Consider the following 19,516-nt stretch of genomic DNA (forward strand, 5'->3'; position numbering starts at 1 on the left):
CGTGAGCCGCGTCGGACTGATCGTCAACCCCGCTGCGGGCCGCGATATCCGGCGGCTCACGGGTGGCGCAAGCGTCGTCGACAACTACGCGAAGCGTCGAGTCGCGACCTGCGTCTTAGACGGGCTGACGGCGGTTTCCGAGCCCCCGAACGTGGCAGTCATGCCCGACAGACGGGGCATCTCCGACCACGTCCTCGAGGAAGCTCCCGACGGGCTCGCGGTCGACCCCCTCGAGATGACGGTCGAGAGCACCGCGGCCGACACGCGCCGGGCGGCGAGCCGGTTTCGCGAGGACGATGTCGACGTCGTCGTCGCCCTCGGGGGTGACGGGACGACCCGCGACGTCGCCTGCGAGATCGGTGACGTGCCCGTGGTCGCCGTCTCGACCGGGACGAACAACGTCGTGCCGACGGCCGTCGACGGCACCGTCGCGGGCGTCGCTGCGGCGCTCCTCGCGACGGGTGCGGTTCCGGCGGCCGACGCGACCACGCGCCACGGGATGATCGAAGCCCGCGCGGAGACCGCAGGCGGCACACAACGGCTCTCGGCGCTCGCGGCCGCCGAGGTTTCCGCGCAGTCGTTCATCGGGACGCGGGCGCTGCTCGATCCCAGTGATCTCCGCGGCGGCGTCGTCTCGCGGGCCCACCCGGGCGATATCGGGCTCGCCGCCATCGCGGGGGCCGTCGAGTGTCTCGAGCCGACCGAACCGGGCGGCGTCGCCGTTCGGTTGACCGAGCCCGACGACGCTGTGCGGACCGTCCGTGCGGTACTCGCTCCGGGCGTCACCGCGACCGTCGGGATCGAGTCACTCGAGCGCCTCGAGTGGAACGAACCCGCCAAATTCGACGTGCCCGACGGCGTCGTCGGGGCCGACGGCGAGCGCGAACTCGAGCTCACAGAAACGACGGTCGAGCTCACGCCCGTCCCCGACGGTCCGCGACTCGTCGACGTCGACGCGACGCTGTCGGCCGCCGTCGACGTCGGCGCGCTCGAGCACGCCGGGCGGCTACAGCCGACCGAGGACTGATCGCTGAGCGAACGGTTCACTCGCTCGAGAGTACAATAAACACTATTTTGACCGGTGTGGACAGGCCACTATGGTTGGAAATACCATACCAGAGTTGGACGTCGAGATCCCGGAGCTCTCACAGGTCGCGTTCGTCGTCGAAGACTTAGAGGACGGCATGGACCGCTTCGAGGGGCTGCTCGGGGTCGGCCCGTGGCAAGTGTATCGGTTCGAGCCGCCGGCGCTGACTGACCGCACCTTCCGCGGGGAGTCCCACGAGTACTCGATGCGGTTGGCGCTGGCCCAACTCGGCGAGACGATGTTCGAGTTGATCGAACCGCTCGAGGGACCGAGCATCTACACCGAACACTTAGAAGAACACGGCGAAGGGCTACACCACGTCGCCTGTTTCGCCTTCGACGATCCACACGCCGTCGTCGAGACGTTCGAGGAGGCCGGGATGCCCGTGATCCAGAGCGGGAACTTCGACGGCGTCGAGTACTGGTACTTCGACACTGCCGACGAACTAAACGGGACGATCTTCGAGACGGCGGCGAACGTCGACTCGATTCCCGAACCGGAGATGACCTACCCCGAGTAGGCGAGCGGACGATTCTGCCGCCGGCGTCAGACTCGCTCCCAGCTGATCTCGAGATCGAGATCGTCTCGAACCAGCTGCGAGACGTGACAACCCCGTTCGCCGAGGGTAACGAGCCGATCAAGGGTGTCGTCGTCGGCATTGGATTCGAGTTTGACCGTCGCCTCGAGGACTTCGACCGAGCCGTGTTCGGGCTCGGCCGTCGTCGTGACGTCGATCCCAGCAACCGGCGTGTCGCGCTTGCCGGCCTGGAACCGGATACTCAGTGACAGACAGGCGGCGAGCGAGCCGAGGAAGACGTCGACCGGCGTCGGCCCTGTTTCGGTGCCGCCGGCCTCCTCGGGCTCGTCGTAGTCCCACTCGAACGAGCCGGCTTCGATCGTGCCGGCCATGCCGTCGGGGTTGTGTGCCGTGACCGTGCGCTCGGGCATTTCCGTCGGCGCGCCCGCTCCCGCGCCTGCTCCGGCGCTGATTTCATCGGGCAGCAGCGACCACGGCTCCTCGAGGTGTTCGACGAGTGTCTCGAGGAAGCGAGCGGCGTCGGCCCCGTCGACGATGCGGTGGTCGAAGGAGAGATCGAGCGGGAGCTGTCGTCGCCACTCAACGTCGTCGTTCGGGCCGCGTGTGGGGGCCTCCGAAATCGCGTTGACGCCGAGAATGGCGACCTGCGGCGGGTTGATGACCGGGTCGAACGACTCCACGCCGAGGACGCCGAGATTCGTCACCGTAAACGTCCCGCCCTGCAGGTCGTCCATCGTGTACTCGCCCTCGAGGGCCGATCCGACGAGGTCGCGCCGTTCGTCGGCGATCGTCTCGAGCGACTTGTTCCCGACGTCGTGTAACACGGGGGCGATCAGCCCGTGTTCGACGTCGACGGCGAGGCCGACGTTGTGTTCCGCCCAGAGTGTGTGGACCTCGTCCTCGAACGTCGCGTTGAATTCGGGATGGTCCTCGAGGGTCGCCGAAATGGCGAGTACGAGCAGGTCCTGAATCGAGACGTCGGTCTCGAGGGCGTCGTCCGCGGCGTCGGTAGCCTCGAACAGTGCTTCGGCGTCGGCCTCACGGTGGACCGTCACGTGAACGGCTTCCCGATAGCTTTCGCCGAGGCGGCTGGCGATGGTTTGGCGCATCCCGCTGAACGGCCGCGTCTCGACTGGCGTTCGCCCGCCGCTGCCGGCCGCATCTTCCACGTCGTCTTCGGTGATCGAGCCCTGATAGCCCGTCCCCTCAACGGTTGTGAGGTCCACACCGAGCTCTTCGGCGCGCTTGCGTGCGCGTGGGGATGCGTTGATGTCCGCTTCGGCGGCCCCGCCCGATTCGGCGGCCGCTTCGACGTCGTCTTCGGTGATCGAGCCCTGATAGCCCGTCCCCTCGACGGTCGAGAGGTCGACTTCGAGGTCGGCGGCACGTTCGCGGGCCCGTGGCGAGGCTCTGACCTCGTCGTCGGCCGTCGCGGCTGCCGTGTCGCTCGTCGCACCGCTGTCGGCGCTTGCGGCCGCCGACTCCTCGGCTGCTGGCTCCTCGGCCGCCGTCTCGCCCGTCGCCTCCTCGATGTCGGCCGACGCCTCTGCCTCGAGATCGGCGATGTCGGCGTCGTCAGGCGCGACGATTCCGATCGGCGTGCCGGGGGGGACCGTCCCGCCCTCCTCGAGATACGTCTCCCTCAGGACACCGTTCTCCCGTGCTTCGACCTCGGCGATGCTCTTTTCGGATTCGACTTCCGCGATCACCTCGCCCTCCTCGACGGTCGCACCCGCGTCGATCCGCCACTCGAGCAGTTCGCCGCGTTCCATTTCCAGACCCAGCTTCGGCATCCTGACGATATAACCCATGAGACATCATAGCATAACAACCACATAAAGTGTGCTGGTGGCTTTGCGCTCGTGAAGTATGGTTATCTCACTGATACGACGGAGTGGCGACGGACCGCCGAAACCACTTGCGCGGTGAGACGAACCGTCAACGGAGTGGGTAGAGACGGGCTGCGAGCGAGGACGAGAGATGGTGAATTGTGAATTGTTATTCGTTATCAATACCCAGTATCGGCATCGAGGACATCATATTTGGATGGTTGTTCATTCTTCACGATAGATGTATGGCAATGTATAGCAAAGGCTTTAGGTTCAGTAGGGCAAAATTCCGGTACGGTTGGCCCACAGGCCACTGATTTACCTATGAGCGACGACGAACTCATCTGGCGAATCGCAGGCGGTTCCGGCGACGGAATCGACTCGACGAGCCAGAACTTCGCGAAAGCGCTGATGCGCTCGGGGCTCGACATCTTTACCCACCGCCACTATCCGTCACGGATCCGCGGCGGCCACACCTACGTCGAGATTCGGGCCGCAGACCACGAGGTACAGTCACGCGGGGACGGCTACAACTTCCTGCTCTCGCTGGGCGACTCCTTCGCCCGCAACCCGCAGGAAGAGGCCTTCTACGGCAACGAAGAGATCAAACCACTCTCGGAGAACCTGGACGAACTCCGAGAAGGTGGGATCATCGTCTACGACGAGGGCCTCATCAGTGAGGAAGACGTCGAGGCGATCAACCTCGAGGAGCGTGCCGAGGAGAACAACTGGCACGTCTTCCCGATCGACCTTCGAAGCCTCGCCAAGGAACACGGCCGTGAAGTCATGCGAAACACCGCTGGGGTCGGTGTCACGGCCGCACTGCTCGACATGGAACTCGAGCACATCGAGAACCTGATGTCGGACGCGATGAGCGACGACATCCTCGAGGCGAATCTCGAGATCCTCCACGAGGCCTACGAGATGACCATCGAGGAGTACGACTTCGAGCACGATCTGCGTGCCCCAGAAGGCACCCACGAGACCGAGCAGGCGCTGCTGTCGGGCTCGAACGCGATCGCCTACGGCGCGATCGACGGTGGCTGTCGGTTCATCTCCGGCTACCCGATGACGCCGTGGACGGACGTCTTCACCATCCTCAGTCAGAACTTCCCCGACATGGGCGGGATCTCCGAGCAGGTCGAAGACGAGATCGCGGCCGCCGCACTGGCCGTCGGTGCCAGCCACGCTGGTGTCAAGGCCATGTCCGGCTCCTCCGGTGGCGGCTTCGCGCTGATGTCCGAGCCGCTCGGCCTCGCCGAGATGACCGAGACGCCGCTCGTGCTCGTCGAATCGATGCGTGCCGGTCCATCGACGGGGATGCCGACCAAACCCGAACAGGGAGACCTCGAGTTCGTGCTCTATACGAGTCAGGGCGACTCCTCGCGCGTCGTCTTCGCGCCGGGCACCATCGAGGAGGCCTACGAGCAGACGCGACTCGCCTTCGACATCGCCTGGGAGTACCAGATCCCGACGATCATCATCTACGACCAGAAGCTCTCCGGCGAGAACACGAACGTCGACGTCGAGTTCTTCGACCGCGAGCCCGAACCCGGACTGGGCACGACGCTGACCGAGGAGGAACTCCTCGAGGCCGCCCACGACGCCTCCGGCAAGTTCGAACGCTTCGGCTACGACGACAACGAGAAGAACGTGAGCAAACGGTCGCTGCCCGGCCAGAAAGGCGGGCGCTACCTCGCGACCGGGAACGAACACTCGCCCGTCGGCCACATCAGCGAAGATCCGGACAACCGGGTCTACCAGATGACCCGCCGTATCGAGAAACTCGACTCCATCCGCGAGGAACTCGACGAGGAACACCCCTCGAACCAGACCTACTACGGCGACGAGACGGCCGACTACGGGATCATCACGTGGGGCTCGAGCCACGGGGCCGTCGCCGAAGCCGTCGAGCGTCTGAACGACGACGGCCACTCGGTCAAAGGCATCACCGTCTCCGACATGATGCCGTTCCCCGAGAAGGAGATGACCGAGTTCTTGGAGAGCGTCGACGAGGCGATGGTCGTCGAGATGAACGCCACGGCCCAGTTCCGCGGCCTCATCCAGAAGGAACTCGGTCGCTTCGGCGAGAAACTGACAAGCCTCCTCAAGTACAACGGCAACCCGTTCGAACCCGCCGAGGTCGTCGAGGGCTACGAGGTCAACGTCGCCGAGGAGGAGCGTGAACCGACTGCACAGGTCCGAATCGAACCCGCAGCAGGTGACTAACCATGAGTGCATTCAACGCAATCGGAGAGGAGCGAGAGATCGACCGGGACGAGTTCACCCCCGGTGTCGAACCACAGCCGACCTGGTGTCCGGGCTGTGGTGACTTCGGCGTCCTGAAGTCGCTGAAGCAGGCCCTCCCGGAAGTCGGCAAGACGCCAGAGGAAGTACTGACGGTGACCGGGATCGGCTGTTCGGGCAAGCTGAACAGCTACCTCGACACGTACGGCTTCCACACGATCCACGGTCGATCGCTGCCCGTGGCCCGTGCCGCCAAACTCGCCAACCCCGAACTTGAAGTCATCGCCGCTGGCGGTGACGGTGACGGGTACGGCATCGGTGGCAACCACTGGATCCACACGGCCCGGGAGAACCACGACATCACCTACATCGTCTTCAACAACGAGATCTTCGGCCTGACGAAAGGCCAGACCTCGCCGACGAGTCCCAAAGGCCACAAATCGAAGACCCAGCCATCCGGCAGCGCGAAGATGCCGCTGCGTCCGCTGTCGATGTCGCTGAACGCCGGTGCGAGCTACGTCGCCCGCACCGCTGCGGTCAATCCGAATCAGGCCAAAGAGATCATCAAGGAAGCCATCGAACACGACGGCTTCGCCCACGTCGACTTCCTGACCCAGTGTCCAACCTGGAACAAGGACGCCCGACAGTACGTCCCCTACATCGACGTCCAGGAGTCCGACGACTACGACTTCGACGTCACGGACCGTCGTGAGGCCGCCGAGATGATGCACGAGACCGAGGACGTCCTCAACGAGGGCACCGTCCTGACCGGTCGCTACTACGTCGACGAGGATCGTCCGTCCTACACCGAGGAGAAGAAGGCCGTCGGCGAACTGCCCGACGAGCCGCTGGCCGAGCGCTACTTCGACGACGACGCCGAGTGGGAGCGCAGCTACGACCTGCTCGACCGTCACAAGTAAGCGCCGACGATCGCCGCACCGGACGGTATCATTTTTCGCGATGTGGATTGCTCGAGCGAGTATGGAGTCACAACTGCGCCGGAGAGTTGTCTGAGTGGAATCTGCTCGTTACGCGGTAAGTACAGGTGACACAGTTTCCATTGTCTCAGTGAACGAAGTCCGCAGTCTGATTGCGAACATTGTGTCCGAGAATTATTCGATTGTGGTGTCAGATCTCTCGTTTTTGACAAGAGATACTGGACGGCTGTCCCCCATGTTGAATAAACTCGATGTAGACGATAGCGTATGGAAGACGAGCCTAAAACTCGCATTGACAACCCGGAACAACTCTGCGATACAATAGTTGAAATTGTAGACGTGCTTGAAGAGAGTAAGGCGATTGGAGAAGAGCAAGCATCTGAATTACGATCCAAAATATATCGCTCAATCGATACTAATAAAGAATAGGTCGAATAAATGGGTCACTCCAGTACTGACACGTATAGTCAGACATCTGTCCTCGATATAGTGTACCACTCAGTTCGCAGCTGTCGTGAGTGTAGCCGAACAGGTATATTGTGTACGTCCCGACCGCACGGCAATCGAGAGAACTCAACACTCGAGGCCGAGCGATTCACCAACTGCAACCGCACCCTCCGCGTCGCCGACGGTGTCGCTAACGAACACCGAGTAGTACAGCTCGTCACACGTCCACTGCAGTTCCGTGCCCTGCTCAGTTGTCTCGAGCGTGCCTGTCGCGTCGCCGACCGTGACCAAGTCACCGTCGGTCGCGAACGCTCGAGGCCCATCGCTCGTCGTAACGGAGACCGACTCGCCAGCCTCGTTGCGATAGAACAGTGACACCTGTCTGCGGTCCTCGTCGTGGAACTCGTAGCTGCTCGCGCCGTCGAAGGAAACGGCGTCCGGCAGCGCGTCGGCTGACGGCTCGCCGACCGCGAACGACGCTGCCGCCTCGGCGTCGGCGACCATGTCGTACTGGTCGATCGTAGGGAAGACGAACTCGGTTTCGTCGGTTTCGTCATCATCGGCGACCGTCGGTGGCTCGAACAGGTCGTCTGCGAGTCCCCCGCTCGTATCGACCGTTAGTGGTCGGTGTCTCGGCTTGCGAGGATCGTCCGCTCGAGGAACACGATGAGAGACAAACGCACAATCATCATTGGACTTGTGGCAGTGGTCGTCGTCAGCTCGATGCCATCGCCGGCGATGGTGTGTTTGACGGGAAATAGGGTTTCTCGATCGAGCCAGAGTTCGACCCGGTCGGCGCTTCGCTCGTCGGGGCCGGCCTCGGCGATCTCGAGCGGGAAGACGTACTCCGTCTGGCCGACCTGAACGCCAACCGAACGCTCGATCGTCTCGTTCGCCGGCGGTTCGAACGCGACGTGGTAGACGTCCCGACCGTCGAACCGTGTCTCCTCGAGCGCAGTCACGTCGTAGGCGTCGACGTACCGCTCGGGCTGGGCGTAAAGCCCCTCGAGCAACGATCTCGCGTCCGAATCGCGTTCGTAGCTGCGGATGGTATCGCGCTCGAGGTCATGGACGTATCGGTCGGTGCCGTCGCTGACGATGACCTGCTCGCTGCCGTTTGCGGTGGTTTCGATCCGACTAGTGCCGTCCGAACGGAGCCAGACGGTCTCGGTGCGCTGGGTTGTCTCCCCGTCGATCGTTTCGCTGATCTCGACGGTTGCCGTCATTTCGTCCGGTGGCTCGGTGTCGGCGAGTTGGTCCTCGAGGTGGGCCTGTGAGGGGCCGTCGGTCGGTACGGCGACGCAGCCGGCGAGCAACACGGTGACGACGAGGACAGCGACGAGACGGACGGAGACGTGATTGACAGGGGGAACGTGAATGTCAAAGATAATGAAAGTGAATGCATATCACCTTACTCACTTGCTGTCGACGGTTCTGACGTGTGGGAGAATCAACCGTCGTACTCGCCGCGGTAGCCGACGCCGCGGGCGAACAGTTTCGTCAGGTAGCTCAAGACGAGCAGCGCGACGAGTAGGCCACCGAGGGCGTAGGGCTGGAAGCCGTAGATCAGTTCGCGAATCGCGTAGGCAACGACGAGCAGGCCCATAAACAGAGCGGTGCCGCCGGTCCACCGGGAGACATACGCCGGATCGACCGACTCGTCGTAGTCCGCGTGCAGGTCGGCTCGCCCGCGGACGGCGATCACGTAGCCGAGATAGAGGATCGCGAGGCCACAAAGCAACCAGACGGTCCCGCTGATGACGTTCGCATCGACCATGTCGTGTCCCGACATTGGGATCAGTGTGCGAATAAGTCCGCCGGTCGCACGGTCGCCGTCTCGAGCCGACGCGTAGACGGCTCGCGCCCCGGCAATCCCGCCGCTTCCATCGGGTTATCGGTCGTTTTCGTATACAAAAGATATTTTTCCGTCCGAGCAAAACAGAGTAGCATGAGCACACAGGCGACGGAAGATCGCATCCTCGAGGTTCTCGAGGAGGATGCCCAGGCGTCCTACGCCGAGATCGCCGATCGGGCGGACGTCTCGAAACCGACGGTTCGAAAGTATATTAACCAGCTCGAAGAGGAGGGCGTGATCGTAGGCTACTCGGCGGATATCGACCCGAAGAAGCTCTCGAGCAAGACGATCGCGCTGGTCGGCTTCGACGTCGCGAGCGAACGCTACGTCGAGGCGACGAAAACGCTGAAGGAACTCGACGAGGTCGAAGCGCTGTACAGCTCCAGCGGCGACCACATGCTGATGGCCGAAGTGCGTGCCGAAGACGGCGACGAACTGGGCGAGATCATCTCGGAGAGACTACTCGAGATCGACGGCGTCACCGCGGCCCATCCGTCGTTCCTGCAGGAGCGACTGAAGTAATCGGCTCTATTGGAATACTCAGTAGTGGATACAAAGGGCGTGCTGAATACCGAGGATTAGTGCAGCACAACGACTCCGTTTGTTTCACCCCGAAAGCGATGATCCATCCGCTCACTACACGTGCGGACTGAACAGTCGGTTCCCGAAAACACTTATAGAACGTGTAAATTGAACCCAATATGAAAAGACGCATGTTCCTTACTACAGCGATCGTCACTACCGCTACAATTGCAGGCTGTAGTACAAGTAACGAAGGAACATCAGAGCCGCCTCAAAACGACTCAGCAGAAGACAAGGATTCGGAGCAAGATGCGGAACCAGAGGAGGACGAGAGAACGATACCGAACGAGATGATGAAAACGTTCTCAGTGGAGAATGAGTTAGATGAGAAAATAAATGTGACAATCGTGATTACAGACATTAATGGCAATGTCACTGAAGATACCTCATTTAGTATAGGCGCAAATGAACGGTATGACGATCACGTCTATATCGCTGATGTGAAAGGCAGCTATACAGCAGAAGTCACGGTTGAGGGTCGCGGAACTGTAACAAGTCGTTTCGATTATGGCAGTCCAGTCGGTGAACCTCTTCTGAGAATTGCTCCTGCACGCCTTGGCCCTAACGAAGATGATCCATTTTCCGTAGCAATAGATATGGCACCCAATGTCTGATTCGCTACTGAACGGAGTGATATGTGAACCACCTGCACTGATCGATTATCCTTTACGCAAATCGATCCAGATCGCGTGCCATATTCGCGCTGCGTATTCAGCACGACCACCGAAACCGATCACCGATTGAGAGATTCGACAGGGACACGTAACCCTCTCTGCGACTGGTCGGTCAGGCAGTCTCTCCGAAACCCTCGTATGGCTGTCCCGTTTTGACGCCGGCTCCCGTAGAGACAGTCGATGCCATCGTACGACCGCCGAACGACGATCGATGCACCACTCGAGGACGTTTGGCAGTTCCACTCGAGAGTCAGCGGGCTCGAGGCGGTGACGCCCGACTGGATGGGGCTACGGGTCGAGCGCGTGATCGGTCCCGACGGCGAACCGGACCCGGACGTCCTCGAGTCGGGTTCGGAAATCGCGCTTTCGATGCGCCCGTTCGGCGTGGGGCCACGCCAGCACTGGACCTCGCTGATCACGGACCGCGACCGAAGCGACGGGAGCGCGTACTTTCGCGACGAGATGGTCCACGGCCCGTTCGATCGCTGGGAGCACACGCACTCGTTTTACGCTGACGGCGATCGCACGGTCGTCCACGATCACGTCGACTACACGCTACCCTGTGGCGGCCTCGAGGACGTCGCCGGCCTCGGAACGGGGATTACGGCCGCCTCACAGGTCGGCTTCGACACCATGTTCCGGACGCGCCATCGGTTGACGAAAGCGCACCTCGAGTGAGTGATACGGACTGCTGTCGTCACGTACCGCCGATCACCAGCGACGGAGTCGACGATCGGCGGTAAATCGCTACAGCAGACCGTCTGAACCATGCCCGTTTTGCCCCTCGGGCCAGTACGAACGGCTATGACCGAACGCGGCGCACAGCCGATCGGACGGCGGAGACTGCTCGGCTTGCTCGGAGCCGGCACGGCGGTCGGCCTCGCGGGCTGTCTGGGTGGGAGCGGTCCCAGCGGAGACGGCGGTGACTCCGCTGGCATCTCGTACGATCCGAACGTCGACGAGCATCCGGGTGACGACCCGATCGAGTTTGCGGACACGCAGGCCTGTGCCGTCTGCAATATGACGCCGACGGACTACCCCCAGTGGCAGAGCCAGCTCGCCCACGAGGACGGGACGGGGGCCGTCTTCGATACTCCGGGTTGTCTGTTCGCGTACCTCGTCGCCACGTCCTCGGAGTCGCCGGTCGCCGGCGCGTGGACGACGGAGTACGGGACGACCTCGCTCGTCGACGCCACCGAGGCACACTTCGTGCTCGTCACCGACGCGACCGCGGCCGACGACCCGATGGATATCAACCCGCGCGTGTTCGGCGACCACGACGACGCCGTCGCCTACCTCGAGGAGTGGGACACAGAGGAACTCACCGAGGACGACATTGTCGGCCTCGAGGACGTCGATTTCGACATCGCTGCGATCTATCGCGGCAACCGACTCTGAAACGGCGGCTGCCGGTCCCCCCTCGAGTGGAGCCGGATCAGACGGATGCACCTCGAGTGCGACCGGCAACCGCCGTTTCGCAAGGCGTTTGGCTCACTACGTGATTGCTCTCGGACGTGAACACGTCCGACCTCGAGGTGACGCCGGCTGTTGCTCTCGCGTTCGCGGTGTTCGCGGCGAGTACTAGTGCCATCCTCGTTCGCTGGAGCACGGCCCCGAGTTCGGTCGCAGCCTTCTATCGAGTGCTGTTTACCACGGCGCTCGTCGCGCCCGTCGCGGTGGTGCGCCATCGCGAGGCGTTTGCCCGTCTCTCGAGGCGTGATCTCACTCTCGCAGCCGTCGCCGGCATCGCGCTCGCGGTCCACTTCGCGGCGTGGTTCGAGAGTTTGAACTACACGAGCGTCGCGGCAAGTGTCACTATCGTCCAGTCCCAGCCGGTTTTCGTCGCCCTCGGTGCCGCACTCGTCCTCGGCGAACGGATCACTCGAAAGACCACACTGGGGATCGCCGTCGCGATCGGCGGCGCAGCCGCGATGTCGCTGGGTGATGCCGGGCGGGCACCGTTCGCCGACGCAACGCTGCACGGCAACTCGCTGGCGCTGCTCGGGGCGATCACCGTCGCGGGTTACGTGCTCGCCGGCCGCTCGATCCGCCAGCGCGTGTCGCTGTTTCCCTACGTCACCGTCGTCTACACCTCCTGTGCGATAACGTTGTTCGCCCTCGTCGGCACACAGGGCCACGACTTCGTCGCCTATCCGGCCCGCGAGTGGCTGCTCTTTCTCGCCATGGCCGTCGGGCCCGGCATCTTCGGCCACACCGTCGTCAACTGGGCTTTGAAACACCTCGAGTCGGTCGTGGTCAGCGTCACCTGGCTGGGTGAACCCGTCGGTGCGACGCTGCTCGCGCTCGTCTTGCTCGCGGAGGTACCCGACGCGGTGACGGTGGTCGGCGGACTGGTCGTTCTTGCGGGGATTTACGTCACGACGATCGAGCGAGAACGGCGGCACAGCTCGACAGACTGATACGGATTGCTGTAACTATTTCCCGCCGATCGCCAGAACGGGTCGGCGATCGGCGGTAATTGACTACAGTAAACCGTATGAGACAAAACTCGGAGAACCAGCTACTCCGTGAGCGTCGAGAGATAGTCTCTGCCGGTCTCAGTGATGGTATACACACCGCCCGAAACTTGTCGAACGTGGCCAGCCGACTGGAGTTCGTGGCACTTCGTTCGCACCGTCATCGGGTGTACATCGAGCGCCGCCGCGAGCGACGTCGCTTCGACCGGCCCACGCTCGTCGAGGAGAGACAGGAGTCCCCGGCTCGAGCAGCGGGTCATCGTGATGGCATTCACCACGACAATTTGTGACATAGTCTTTTCGGTGGTTCGCACGACGGATTCGAGTCGGCCGCGTCACACCGCTGACCGATGCCGTGTCGCAGCCGTTGCCAGGCCATCGATTCTTTACGCTGTCGGGCGAACGGGTTCGTATGGATACGTGTGAGTTGACGCTGAACCAGCCGCTGTGCTATCTGCTCCCAACGATCACTGGATGTGACCGATGCGCGAGGGTGCGATGAACCGGCGGACATTGCTCGCTGCGACGACGGCAGCGACGACGATGACGATGGCTGGCTGTCTCGACGACGGAGGAGGAACAGAGGATGAGACGGGGTCGAACGAAGAACTTACCACGCCTGTCGATAGGTCGCCCCCGTTTGACATCCGAACCGTCGACGCGCCAGGGAGCGAAGCGGGAACGGTACGGATTCCACAGCAGGGACGGGTCATGCTCATCAACTTTACCCGCATGTTCTGCCCGACCAGTCAGGGGTTTCTCGCCGACGTCGGCGACGCGGTCGTGCGCCTTCGACGGCGAGACATCGGCATTCTCTCCGTCATCGACCGGAGCGTCGGCCCACAGCCGTCGCCGGAAGAACTGGCCGACTGGTGGCGCGAACACGACGGCAACTGGACGATCGGGATGGACAAACACGGGTTACTCAACGACCACTACGAGATCAGCGGCTTTCCGGTCGCCATCGCGATCGACGGCACCGGCGAGACACACTGGCGCACCGACGGCCCGACGACGGCGAACAACATCGCTTCGGGCGTCGAGGCGGCTCTCGAGGCACAGTCGCGGGCCGAGTGAGCCACAGCAGCGGCCTACTCCTGCGATGGCGGTCGCTTCCGAGCCGTCAGCTTTGGGTACGACTGCGTGCCGCCACTCGAGTTGCGCGCGACGAGCGTCGCCACCGCGGCGACGCCGCCCGCGACCGGCCGACGGCGTTCCTCGTAGGAGAGGATCGTCAGGTCGAGACACGCCCGCAGGAGGTCGTTCGATCGGTACCGATGGCGCTCGTTCGAGGGACCGATCTCGAGGGGATCGCTCGAGCGGAGGTGGTGTTCGTAGATGAGCACACCATCCGGCGCGAGCGCCTCCTTGATCGCGGGCAGGTGCTCGAGGGCGGCGAAAAAGCTCACGGTAATCACGTCGTACTCGCCGACGGACCAGTCGAACGCGGCCAGATCTGCGCGCATCCAGTTGACGTCGACGCCGTGCTCGTCGGCGCGGCGGCGGGCCGTCTCGAGGGCCACGTCGGAGATGTCGATCGCGTCGACGTCGTAGCCTGCTGCGGCGAGAAAGAGCGCGTTGCGTCCGGTGCCGGTCGCGACGTCTAACGCGCGGCCATCCGGCAGGGTCGAGAGTCGGCGCTCGAGTTCCGGGATCGGATCGGCGGGGAGGCTGAAGTCGACACCGCTGTACTTCTCGTTCCACCGCTCGCGCTCGTCTGTCATGGTCCAACAGACGGGCGAGACCCATTTGATGGTTGGCTCCCTCGAGCCTGTACGCGGTGGCCGCATAGCCCAGCGCGTGCGACCGATTCCACGATCGAACCAGTGGAATCTTGATCAGTCAGCCCAAATATGGACGTATGTACCGTCTCTCGTCACAGGGGACAGACACTGGCTGTCGATGGGCAGCGGTGAGCCGCCGATGAATCGACGCGAACTCATCGCGGGGATCGGCAGCGTCGGCGTCCTCGGTGGTGCCGGCACTGTCCTCGTTCGCGGGCTCCCGTCGTTCGACAACGGGGAGTCGGAGACGGACGACGGCGAGGACGACCGCAACCCGCTCGAGGTCGAGACGATCGACGCCGAAGGCAGCGAGGCAGGCACGTTCGCCGTCCCGACTGACGGCGTCACGACCATCATGTTCTTTACCACCGGTTGTGGCAACTGTCAGGCCCAGATGCCACGGCTGGCAGACGCTCGCGAGGAACTCGTCGACAAACACGGCGACCGCGTGCAGTTTCTCTCCGCCACGTACCAGACACCCGACACACTTCCCGAGGCCGATCTGCGCGAGTGGTGGACTACCCACAGCGGGAACTGGAACGTCGGCTACGACTCGGGGCTCGCCGGGTCCTACGGCGTCGTCGGCTTTCCCGTCACGATCGTCGTCGACACGGACGGCGAGAAACACTGGGAGGAAACCGGCGTCCAGAGCACCGACAAGATCGTCGGCGCCGTCGAATCGGTCCTCGAGACCGAGACGTTCGACGACGACTCCGGCGAGGAATCAACCGACGAGAGCGGCGACGAGTCGACGGCGTAGCCGTCCTCGAGACGTTTATCGCCCGCCGAACAGGCCCGAAAGTGAGTCCGTCCACGATGTGCGCTCGTCACCGATCGCCGTGATCCCGTCATCGACGGCATAGAGGTGGCCGTTTGCGACGGCGAGTTCGGTGACGGTCGTATCACACTCGTATCGCCACCGTCGCGACCCATCCCCCGTCGCGAGTGCGTGGACAGACCCGTCGTCGTCCGCCAGACAGAGTGTGTTCCCGACGAGCACGGGACCCGTGGTCGACGTGCCGAAGGCGACCCGCCAGCGCTCGCTCCACGTCGTGGTGTCGATGGCGTACACGCTTTCGTCCGAACTGGCCACGTAGACCGTCCCGTCGTCGACCGCCGGTGGCGTCTCGATCCGCCCGCCAGTCTCGAACCGGCCCTGTCGTGAGCCGTCCGCACTCGCACGCATCAGCACCGTTTCGCCGACGGCGACGTACACCGTCCCATCGGCGACCGTCGGTGATGCGCCGGCCGCGTCCTCGAGATCGATCGTCCAGCGTCGACTGCCGTCTGCCGATTCGAGGGCGAACAGTCGCTCGTCGGCAGCGACGTACACCGTCCCGTCGGCGACCGCTGGGCTCGTCGTCTCGCCGCCGAGGTCTGCCGTCCACGCCGACTGGCCCGTTCCGGCGTCGATCGCGTGGAGGGCGTCGCCGCCGACGTACACCGTGTCGTCGACGACAACCGGTGCCGTGCGAGCGCGACCGTCCGTTCGGTACTGCCAGAGGCGCTCGCCGGTGTCGATCTTAAGTGCGGAGACGTCGCCGTCGCGACTGGTGACGTAGACGACCCCGTCGACGACCGCCGGCGTCGTCTCGATCGCCCCGTCAGTTTCGAAGCGCCAGCGTTTGCTGCCGTCCGAAAGCGCCAGCGCAGCGATGCCGTCGTCGCGCCCGACGTAGGCCACCCCGTCGACGACCGCCGGCGCAGCCTCGAGCGCAGTGTCGCCCTGCGGAGCGATCCGCCACTGCTCGGTCGGTCGGCCAGTGAGTGTGCCGCTGCCGGAAACGGCGCCGGCACGTGTCGGTCCAGCGTGCGCCATCGCCCAGTTGGTCCGCTCGACCTCCGCCTCGCTGGCGTCGGTTCGGGCGTACTCGAGCCGACTCGTTGCGGTCGACGCCGCTGTCGAAACGACCGACACGGGGTCGTCGGTCAGTGGCCGGATCGCGTCCAGTGCGTCCGGCTCCTCGAGGGCGGTGAGCGTTCGACTCGCTCGAGCGCGAACACGGGCGTCGGGATCGGCGAGACACGGCCGAAGTGCCGCGAGGTGGTCGCGATCGATGTCAGCGACGGACGGCCCGGCGTCTCGTTGGGCACACGTCGCCAGCGCACCCGCGGCGCTCGCTCGGACGTCGGCGTCGGGGTCTTCGAGCGCGTCGAGCAGCGCCGGCGTCGCATCCTCGAACCCGGTCGGATCGACCGTCGCCAGCCGCTCGAGGGCGTCGGCCGCGACGAGCCGGCCGAGTTCGCTGTCGCCGACGATCCCGTAGGCGAGTTTCGAGACCCCCGACGATCGGAGCGCCTCGGATGCATCGGCTAGCGTGGCAAGTGCCAACGCAGCGAGTCCCGCCGTCCAGGGATCTGGATCGTCGTCCAGCAGCCGACCCATTGCCGACAGCTGCGTGTTGATCTCGTCGGTGTGCGTCGGCGTGTCGATCCCGGCCGCGAGCGCGGCGGCCTCGCGTTGCCGGTCGTCGACTGCGTCGAGTGTCGATGGCAGCGTCCCGGTAGCGCGATCGGTCGCCGCGAGGGTCGCGAGTGCGAGCGTGATGGAACCGCGAACCGCCTCGTTGCCCTGCGCGCCGTCCTCGAGCAGCGCGACCAATCGATCCCGTTCGGCCGCGACGTCGTCGGGTTCGATGACTGCAAGCCGTGCAATATCGCGGGCGATCGGTTGTGGGGCGTCCTCGAGTCGCTCGAGCAGGGACGCCGTCACTGGCTCTCGGCCGGCTTCGTCGGCGACCGACGTCAGCACGCGCAGGAGCGCTCGTCGTTCACCGCCGGCCGCCGAGTCGAGTCGGTCGGCCAGCGCGGGTGCGGCGTCCGCGACGAGCGCGGGCTCGCTGCGGGCGATATCCGCGAGTCCCGAGGCGACGGCGGCTCCGCGTTCGCCACCGTCCGACAGAACGTCGACCGCAGCCGCGAGTGGCATCGGCTCCGTCTCGGCGCCGAGGGTCGCCTCGAGCGCGTTTAGTGCGGCGACCCGGACGGCCGGCACTGGCTCTGACAGAAGGTCGCAAACGGCTTCGACGGCGGTGTCCGTTTCCGCTCCCGTCTCGAGACCGAGCACGGCGAGGGCTTCACAACCGGCGACGCGGACGTCTTCGTCGGCGTGTGTCGTCGCCTCGAGTGCGACCGACAGCGCGGGACGGCAGCCCTGTTCCGTCCGTGGAGCGATCGCGGCAAGCGTTCGACGGACGGTCGACCGGACGGTTCGGTCGGAATCGTCAAGCGCACCCAGCAGCGCCACCAGCACGTCACCGGTGCGGACGGCTTCCGGGTACGCCTCGGCGAGTCGCGAGAGGGCGATCGCCGCGTTGTTCCGGACGGTCGCGTCCTCGTCGTCCAGTCGTGCTGCGAGCGGACCAGCCGCATCGCGAACGTCTCGCGGTCGCTCGCTCGCCACGGTCCCGAGATCACGCGTCGCCGCCCGTCGAACGGTGGCCGCGTCGGCCTCGAGGCGGCCACACGCCGCTCGAACCGCCGGATGGGCGTCGGCGACCTGCGACTCGGCGACGTCGGCGAGCGTGCGAGCGGCGTACCCCTGCTCCCACTCGTCGCCGTCGGCCAGTCGATCGACGAGTGCGGCGACGTCCGGGTCGTCAACCGGGGCCTCGAGCGCGACGGCGGACAGCGCCTCAGCCGCGTGGCGACGGACCGGATCGTGGGAATCGTCGAGGCGATCGGCGAGCGCGGACACGACGGGTCGTATCGACTCTGGCGAGGCGTCCGCAACGGCTGCGGCAGCCCGGACGGCCTCGAGGCGGACGCGCTCGTCGTCGTCGGCGAACGCACTGTCGAGGTCGGTGAGGACGGGATCGACGGCGGCCGGTCGTGCGTTTGCGACGGCCGCGACGAGCGAACTGCCGTGGCGTCGGAACGGCTGCTCGCTCTCGTCCAGCCGACGGGTTACTGCCGGCACGGCGTCGACAACTGCCTCTGGACGTGCTGCTGCGAGCGCCGACAGCGAACCGACGGCGTCCGTTCGAACGGCCTCGAGTGGATCGTCGAGCCGGACGATGAGCGGAGCGACAGCCGGGTCGACGGCCGTCGGCTCGCTGTCAGCGACGGCCCGAAGCGCGCGGACGCTCTCGCGGCGCACATCGGCGGCGTCGTCGAGTCGCGCGGCGAGTGGCTCGACGGCCTCGTGGACGGCAGCTGGACGCGCCGCCGCGACGGCCGCGAGGGCGACGGCAGCAGCCGTTCGGATCCGTTCACAGTCGTCTGCGAGCCGATCGGCAATGGGATCGACTGCGGCTTCGACCACCGACGGGTCTTCGAGTGCGAGTTCCTCGAGCGCCTGTATCGCGTGTTCCGCGACAGCCGTCTCGTCGTTTAGCCGATCGACGAGTAGCGACACGCGATCGAGCACGTCGGCGGGTCGATCCGTCGCGACCGCCTCGAGGATCGCGGTTGCGTGCTCACGAACGGCGGCCGTCTCGTCGGTGGCGGCGTCGGCAACCGCGTCGACGACGGTGACGACCGCTCCGGCGTTGGCCTCGGCGAGCGACTCGAGTGCGGCCGTCGTCCTGATTCGAACGCGTTCGTTCTCGTCGGTCACGTACTGGCTGAGTGTTTCGACCGAATCGCGAACGACGTCGGGGTCGTCGTCCGCGACGGTCGCGATCGCGTCGGCTGCTGCCGTTCTCACTGCTGTCGGCCCCTCGAGACAGTCGATGAGAGCGGGGACCGACGCGCGAACCGCGTCGGGGTGTTCGGTTGCGACGGCTGCGAGTGCAGTTGCAGCGTGAGCGCTGACGGCCGATTCGTCCTCGAGACGATCAGTCAGCGCGCCGACGGCGGTCCGAACGTCATCCGGCCGCCGCGCGGCCTCGGTTGCGAGCGTGCTGGCCGCGTACGCTCGTATCTCGGGATCGTCGGCCGTCAGAAACTGCTCGAGTTCCGTGCTGCCAACGGTGACTTCGATCCCGTCCTGTTCGTCGAACTGGCGGTCAGTTGCGTGGGTGTCCGGTTGCGTCATAGCGAGTCGAGCACGACGCGCGCTCGAGTCACGCGCGGTCGTGTAGATACACTCGAGTCACCGGTGACACGCAGTTAATT

At 64.6% G+C, this 19,516-nt stretch carries 18 protein-coding genes; 11 read left to right on the forward strand and 7 right to left on the reverse strand.

Annotated elements, in window-relative coordinates; genetic code table 11:
• Window position 1 precedes the first annotated feature (1 nt).
• Window positions 2-1,027, forward strand: coding sequence for an NAD(+)/NADH kinase (locus GCU68_RS13110; protein WP_152942311.1), 1,026 nt, complete (start codon window positions 2-4; stop codon window positions 1,025-1,027).
• Window positions 1,028-1,097: 70 nt separating this feature from the next.
• Complete coding sequence (locus tag GCU68_RS13115; protein ID WP_152942313.1) at window positions 1,098-1,607, forward strand: VOC family protein; 510 nt, start codon at window positions 1,098-1,100, stop codon at window positions 1,605-1,607.
• A gap of 26 nt (window positions 1,608-1,633) precedes the next feature.
• On the opposite strand, the gene GCU68_RS13120 is transcribed toward GCU68_RS13115, so the two are convergent.
• On the reverse strand, window positions 1,634-3,397 hold the full coding sequence (locus GCU68_RS13120) for a 2-oxo acid dehydrogenase subunit E2 (protein ID WP_264373462.1): 1,764 nt from the start codon (window positions 3,395-3,397) through the stop codon (window positions 1,634-1,636).
• A gap of 381 nt (window positions 3,398-3,778) precedes the next feature.
• On the opposite strand from GCU68_RS13120, the gene GCU68_RS13125 reads away from it, so the two are divergent.
• Entirely contained in the window at window positions 3,779-5,683 is a 1,905-nt protein-coding gene (locus GCU68_RS13125; protein ID WP_152942317.1) for a 2-oxoacid:acceptor oxidoreductase subunit alpha, read from the forward strand.
• A gap of 2 nt (window positions 5,684-5,685) precedes the next feature.
• Window positions 5,686-6,621, forward strand: a complete 936-nt coding sequence (locus GCU68_RS13130) for a thiamine pyrophosphate-dependent enzyme (RefSeq protein ID WP_152942319.1) — start codon at window positions 5,686-5,688, stop codon at window positions 6,619-6,621.
• Between the two features lie 591 nt (window positions 6,622-7,212).
• Here the strand turns inward: GCU68_RS13130 and GCU68_RS22055 are convergent.
• The 3 genes from GCU68_RS22055 to GCU68_RS13140 all read right to left on the reverse strand — a co-directional run bounded on the left by GCU68_RS22055 (window position 7,213) and on the right by GCU68_RS13140 (window position 8,863).
• Window positions 7,213-7,590 carry a hypothetical protein gene (locus GCU68_RS22055; protein WP_319633690.1) on the reverse strand — a complete coding sequence of 126 codons (378 nt, stop codon included), beginning with the start codon at window positions 7,588-7,590 and terminating at the stop codon, window positions 7,213-7,215.
• 113 nt (window positions 7,591-7,703) lie between these two features.
• Window positions 7,704-8,405: a LolA family protein gene (locus GCU68_RS22060; RefSeq protein ID WP_319633691.1), complete on the reverse strand. Its 702-nt coding sequence runs from the start codon at window positions 8,403-8,405 to the stop codon at window positions 7,704-7,706.
• A 131-nt stretch (window positions 8,406-8,536) separates the two neighbouring features.
• Entirely contained in the window at window positions 8,537-8,863 is a 327-nt protein-coding gene (locus tag GCU68_RS13140) for a hypothetical protein (protein WP_152943720.1), read from the reverse strand.
• A gap of 171 nt (window positions 8,864-9,034) precedes the next feature.
• Here GCU68_RS13140 and lrpA1 point away from each other — a divergent pair, with 171 nt between their 5' ends.
• The 5 genes from lrpA1 (at window position 9,035) to GCU68_RS13165 (ending at window position 12,617) form a co-directional block, all read left to right on the forward strand.
• The gene (gene lrpA1, locus GCU68_RS13145; protein ID WP_152942321.1) at window positions 9,035-9,463 is read left to right on the forward strand and encodes an HTH-type transcriptional regulator LrpA1; all 429 of its coding nucleotides are present in this window, start codon (window positions 9,035-9,037) and stop codon (window positions 9,461-9,463) included.
• Window positions 9,464-9,654: 191 nt separating this feature from the next.
• Window positions 9,655-10,137, forward strand: a complete 483-nt coding sequence (locus tag GCU68_RS13150; RefSeq protein ID WP_152942322.1) for a hypothetical protein — start codon at window positions 9,655-9,657, stop codon at window positions 10,135-10,137.
• 240 nt (window positions 10,138-10,377) lie between these two features.
• Entirely contained in the window at window positions 10,378-10,875 is a 498-nt protein-coding gene (locus tag GCU68_RS13155) for an SRPBCC family protein (RefSeq protein ID WP_152942324.1), read from the forward strand.
• A gap of 126 nt (window positions 10,876-11,001) precedes the next feature.
• Window positions 11,002-11,595 carry a nitrous oxide reductase accessory protein NosL gene (locus tag GCU68_RS13160; protein ID WP_152942326.1) on the forward strand — a complete coding sequence of 198 codons (594 nt, stop codon included), beginning with the start codon at window positions 11,002-11,004 and terminating at the stop codon, window positions 11,593-11,595.
• A 116-nt stretch (window positions 11,596-11,711) separates the two neighbouring features.
• Complete coding sequence (locus GCU68_RS13165; RefSeq protein WP_152942328.1) at window positions 11,712-12,617, forward strand: DMT family transporter; 906 nt, start codon at window positions 11,712-11,714, stop codon at window positions 12,615-12,617.
• A gap of 101 nt (window positions 12,618-12,718) precedes the next feature.
• On the opposite strand, the gene GCU68_RS13170 is transcribed toward GCU68_RS13165, so the two are convergent.
• A complete protein-coding gene (locus tag GCU68_RS13170; protein WP_319633697.1) occupies window positions 12,719-12,967 on the reverse strand; it encodes a DeoR family transcriptional regulator in 249 nt (82 codons plus the stop codon).
• 205 nt (window positions 12,968-13,172) lie between these two features.
• Between GCU68_RS13170 and GCU68_RS13175 the strand changes: the two genes are divergently transcribed.
• Window positions 13,173-13,751 carry a TlpA family protein disulfide reductase gene (locus GCU68_RS13175; RefSeq protein WP_152942330.1) on the forward strand — a complete coding sequence of 193 codons (579 nt, stop codon included), beginning with the start codon at window positions 13,173-13,175 and terminating at the stop codon, window positions 13,749-13,751.
• A gap of 14 nt (window positions 13,752-13,765) precedes the next feature.
• On the opposite strand, the gene GCU68_RS13180 is transcribed toward GCU68_RS13175, so the two are convergent.
• A complete protein-coding gene (locus tag GCU68_RS13180; RefSeq protein WP_152942332.1) occupies window positions 13,766-14,398 on the reverse strand; it encodes a class I SAM-dependent methyltransferase in 633 nt (210 codons plus the stop codon).
• 199 nt (window positions 14,399-14,597) lie between these two features.
• Here GCU68_RS13180 and GCU68_RS13185 point away from each other — a divergent pair, with 199 nt between their 5' ends.
• Complete coding sequence (locus GCU68_RS13185; protein ID WP_152942334.1) at window positions 14,598-15,218, forward strand: TlpA family protein disulfide reductase; 621 nt, start codon at window positions 14,598-14,600, stop codon at window positions 15,216-15,218.
• Window positions 15,219-15,233: 15 nt separating this feature from the next.
• Here the strand turns inward: GCU68_RS13185 and GCU68_RS13190 are convergent, their stop codons facing one another.
• Window positions 15,234-19,436 carry an outer membrane protein assembly factor BamB family protein gene (locus GCU68_RS13190; protein WP_152942336.1) on the reverse strand — a complete coding sequence of 1,401 codons (4,203 nt, stop codon included), beginning with the start codon at window positions 19,434-19,436 and terminating at the stop codon, window positions 15,234-15,236.
• Between the last annotated feature and the right edge of the window lie 80 nt (window positions 19,437-19,516).

It is taken from the genome of Natronorubrum aibiense (assembly GCF_009392895.1).
GTDB lineage: Archaea > Halobacteriota > Halobacteria > Halobacteriales > Natrialbaceae > Natronorubrum > Natronorubrum aibiense.

Bases quoted from the DNA above. Each gene is read 5' to 3' on its own strand.
- GCU68_RS13150 (WP_152942322.1), top strand. From the start codon at position 9,655: ATGTTCCTTACTACAGCGATCGTCACTACCGCTACAATTGCAGGCTGT.
- GCU68_RS13190 (WP_152942336.1), bottom strand. From the start codon at position 19,436: ATGACGCAACCGGACACCCACGCAACTGACCGCCAGTTCGACGAACAG.
- GCU68_RS13180 (WP_152942332.1), bottom strand. From the start codon at position 14,398: ATGACAGACGAGCGCGAGCGGTGGAACGAGAAGTACAGCGGTGTCGAC.
- GCU68_RS13155 (WP_152942324.1), top strand. From the start codon at position 10,378: ATGCCATCGTACGACCGCCGAACGACGATCGATGCACCACTCGAGGAC.
- GCU68_RS13140 (WP_152943720.1), bottom strand. From the start codon at position 8,863: ATGGTCGATGCGAACGTCATCAGCGGGACCGTCTGGTTGCTTTGTGGC.
- GCU68_RS13115 (WP_152942313.1), top strand. From the start codon at position 1,098: ATGGTTGGAAATACCATACCAGAGTTGGACGTCGAGATCCCGGAGCTC.
- GCU68_RS13175 (WP_152942330.1), top strand. From the start codon at position 13,173: ATGAACCGGCGGACATTGCTCGCTGCGACGACGGCAGCGACGACGATG.
- GCU68_RS13130 (WP_152942319.1), top strand. From the start codon at position 5,686: ATGAGTGCATTCAACGCAATCGGAGAGGAGCGAGAGATCGACCGGGAC.
- GCU68_RS13185 (WP_152942334.1), top strand. From the start codon at position 14,598: ATGAATCGACGCGAACTCATCGCGGGGATCGGCAGCGTCGGCGTCCTC.
- GCU68_RS13120 (WP_264373462.1), bottom strand. From the start codon at position 3,397: ATGGAACGCGGCGAACTGCTCGAGTGGCGGATCGACGCGGGTGCGACC.
- GCU68_RS13170 (WP_319633697.1), bottom strand. From the start codon at position 12,967: ATGTCACAAATTGTCGTGGTGAATGCCATCACGATGACCCGCTGCTCG.
- GCU68_RS13160 (WP_152942326.1), top strand. From the start codon at position 11,002: ATGACCGAACGCGGCGCACAGCCGATCGGACGGCGGAGACTGCTCGGC.
- lrpA1 (WP_152942321.1), top strand. From the start codon at position 9,035: ATGAGCACACAGGCGACGGAAGATCGCATCCTCGAGGTTCTCGAGGAG.
- GCU68_RS13125 (WP_152942317.1), top strand. From the start codon at position 3,779: ATGAGCGACGACGAACTCATCTGGCGAATCGCAGGCGGTTCCGGCGAC.
- GCU68_RS22055 (WP_319633690.1), bottom strand. From the start codon at position 7,590: ATGGTCGCCGACGCCGAGGCGGCAGCGTCGTTCGCGGTCGGCGAGCCG.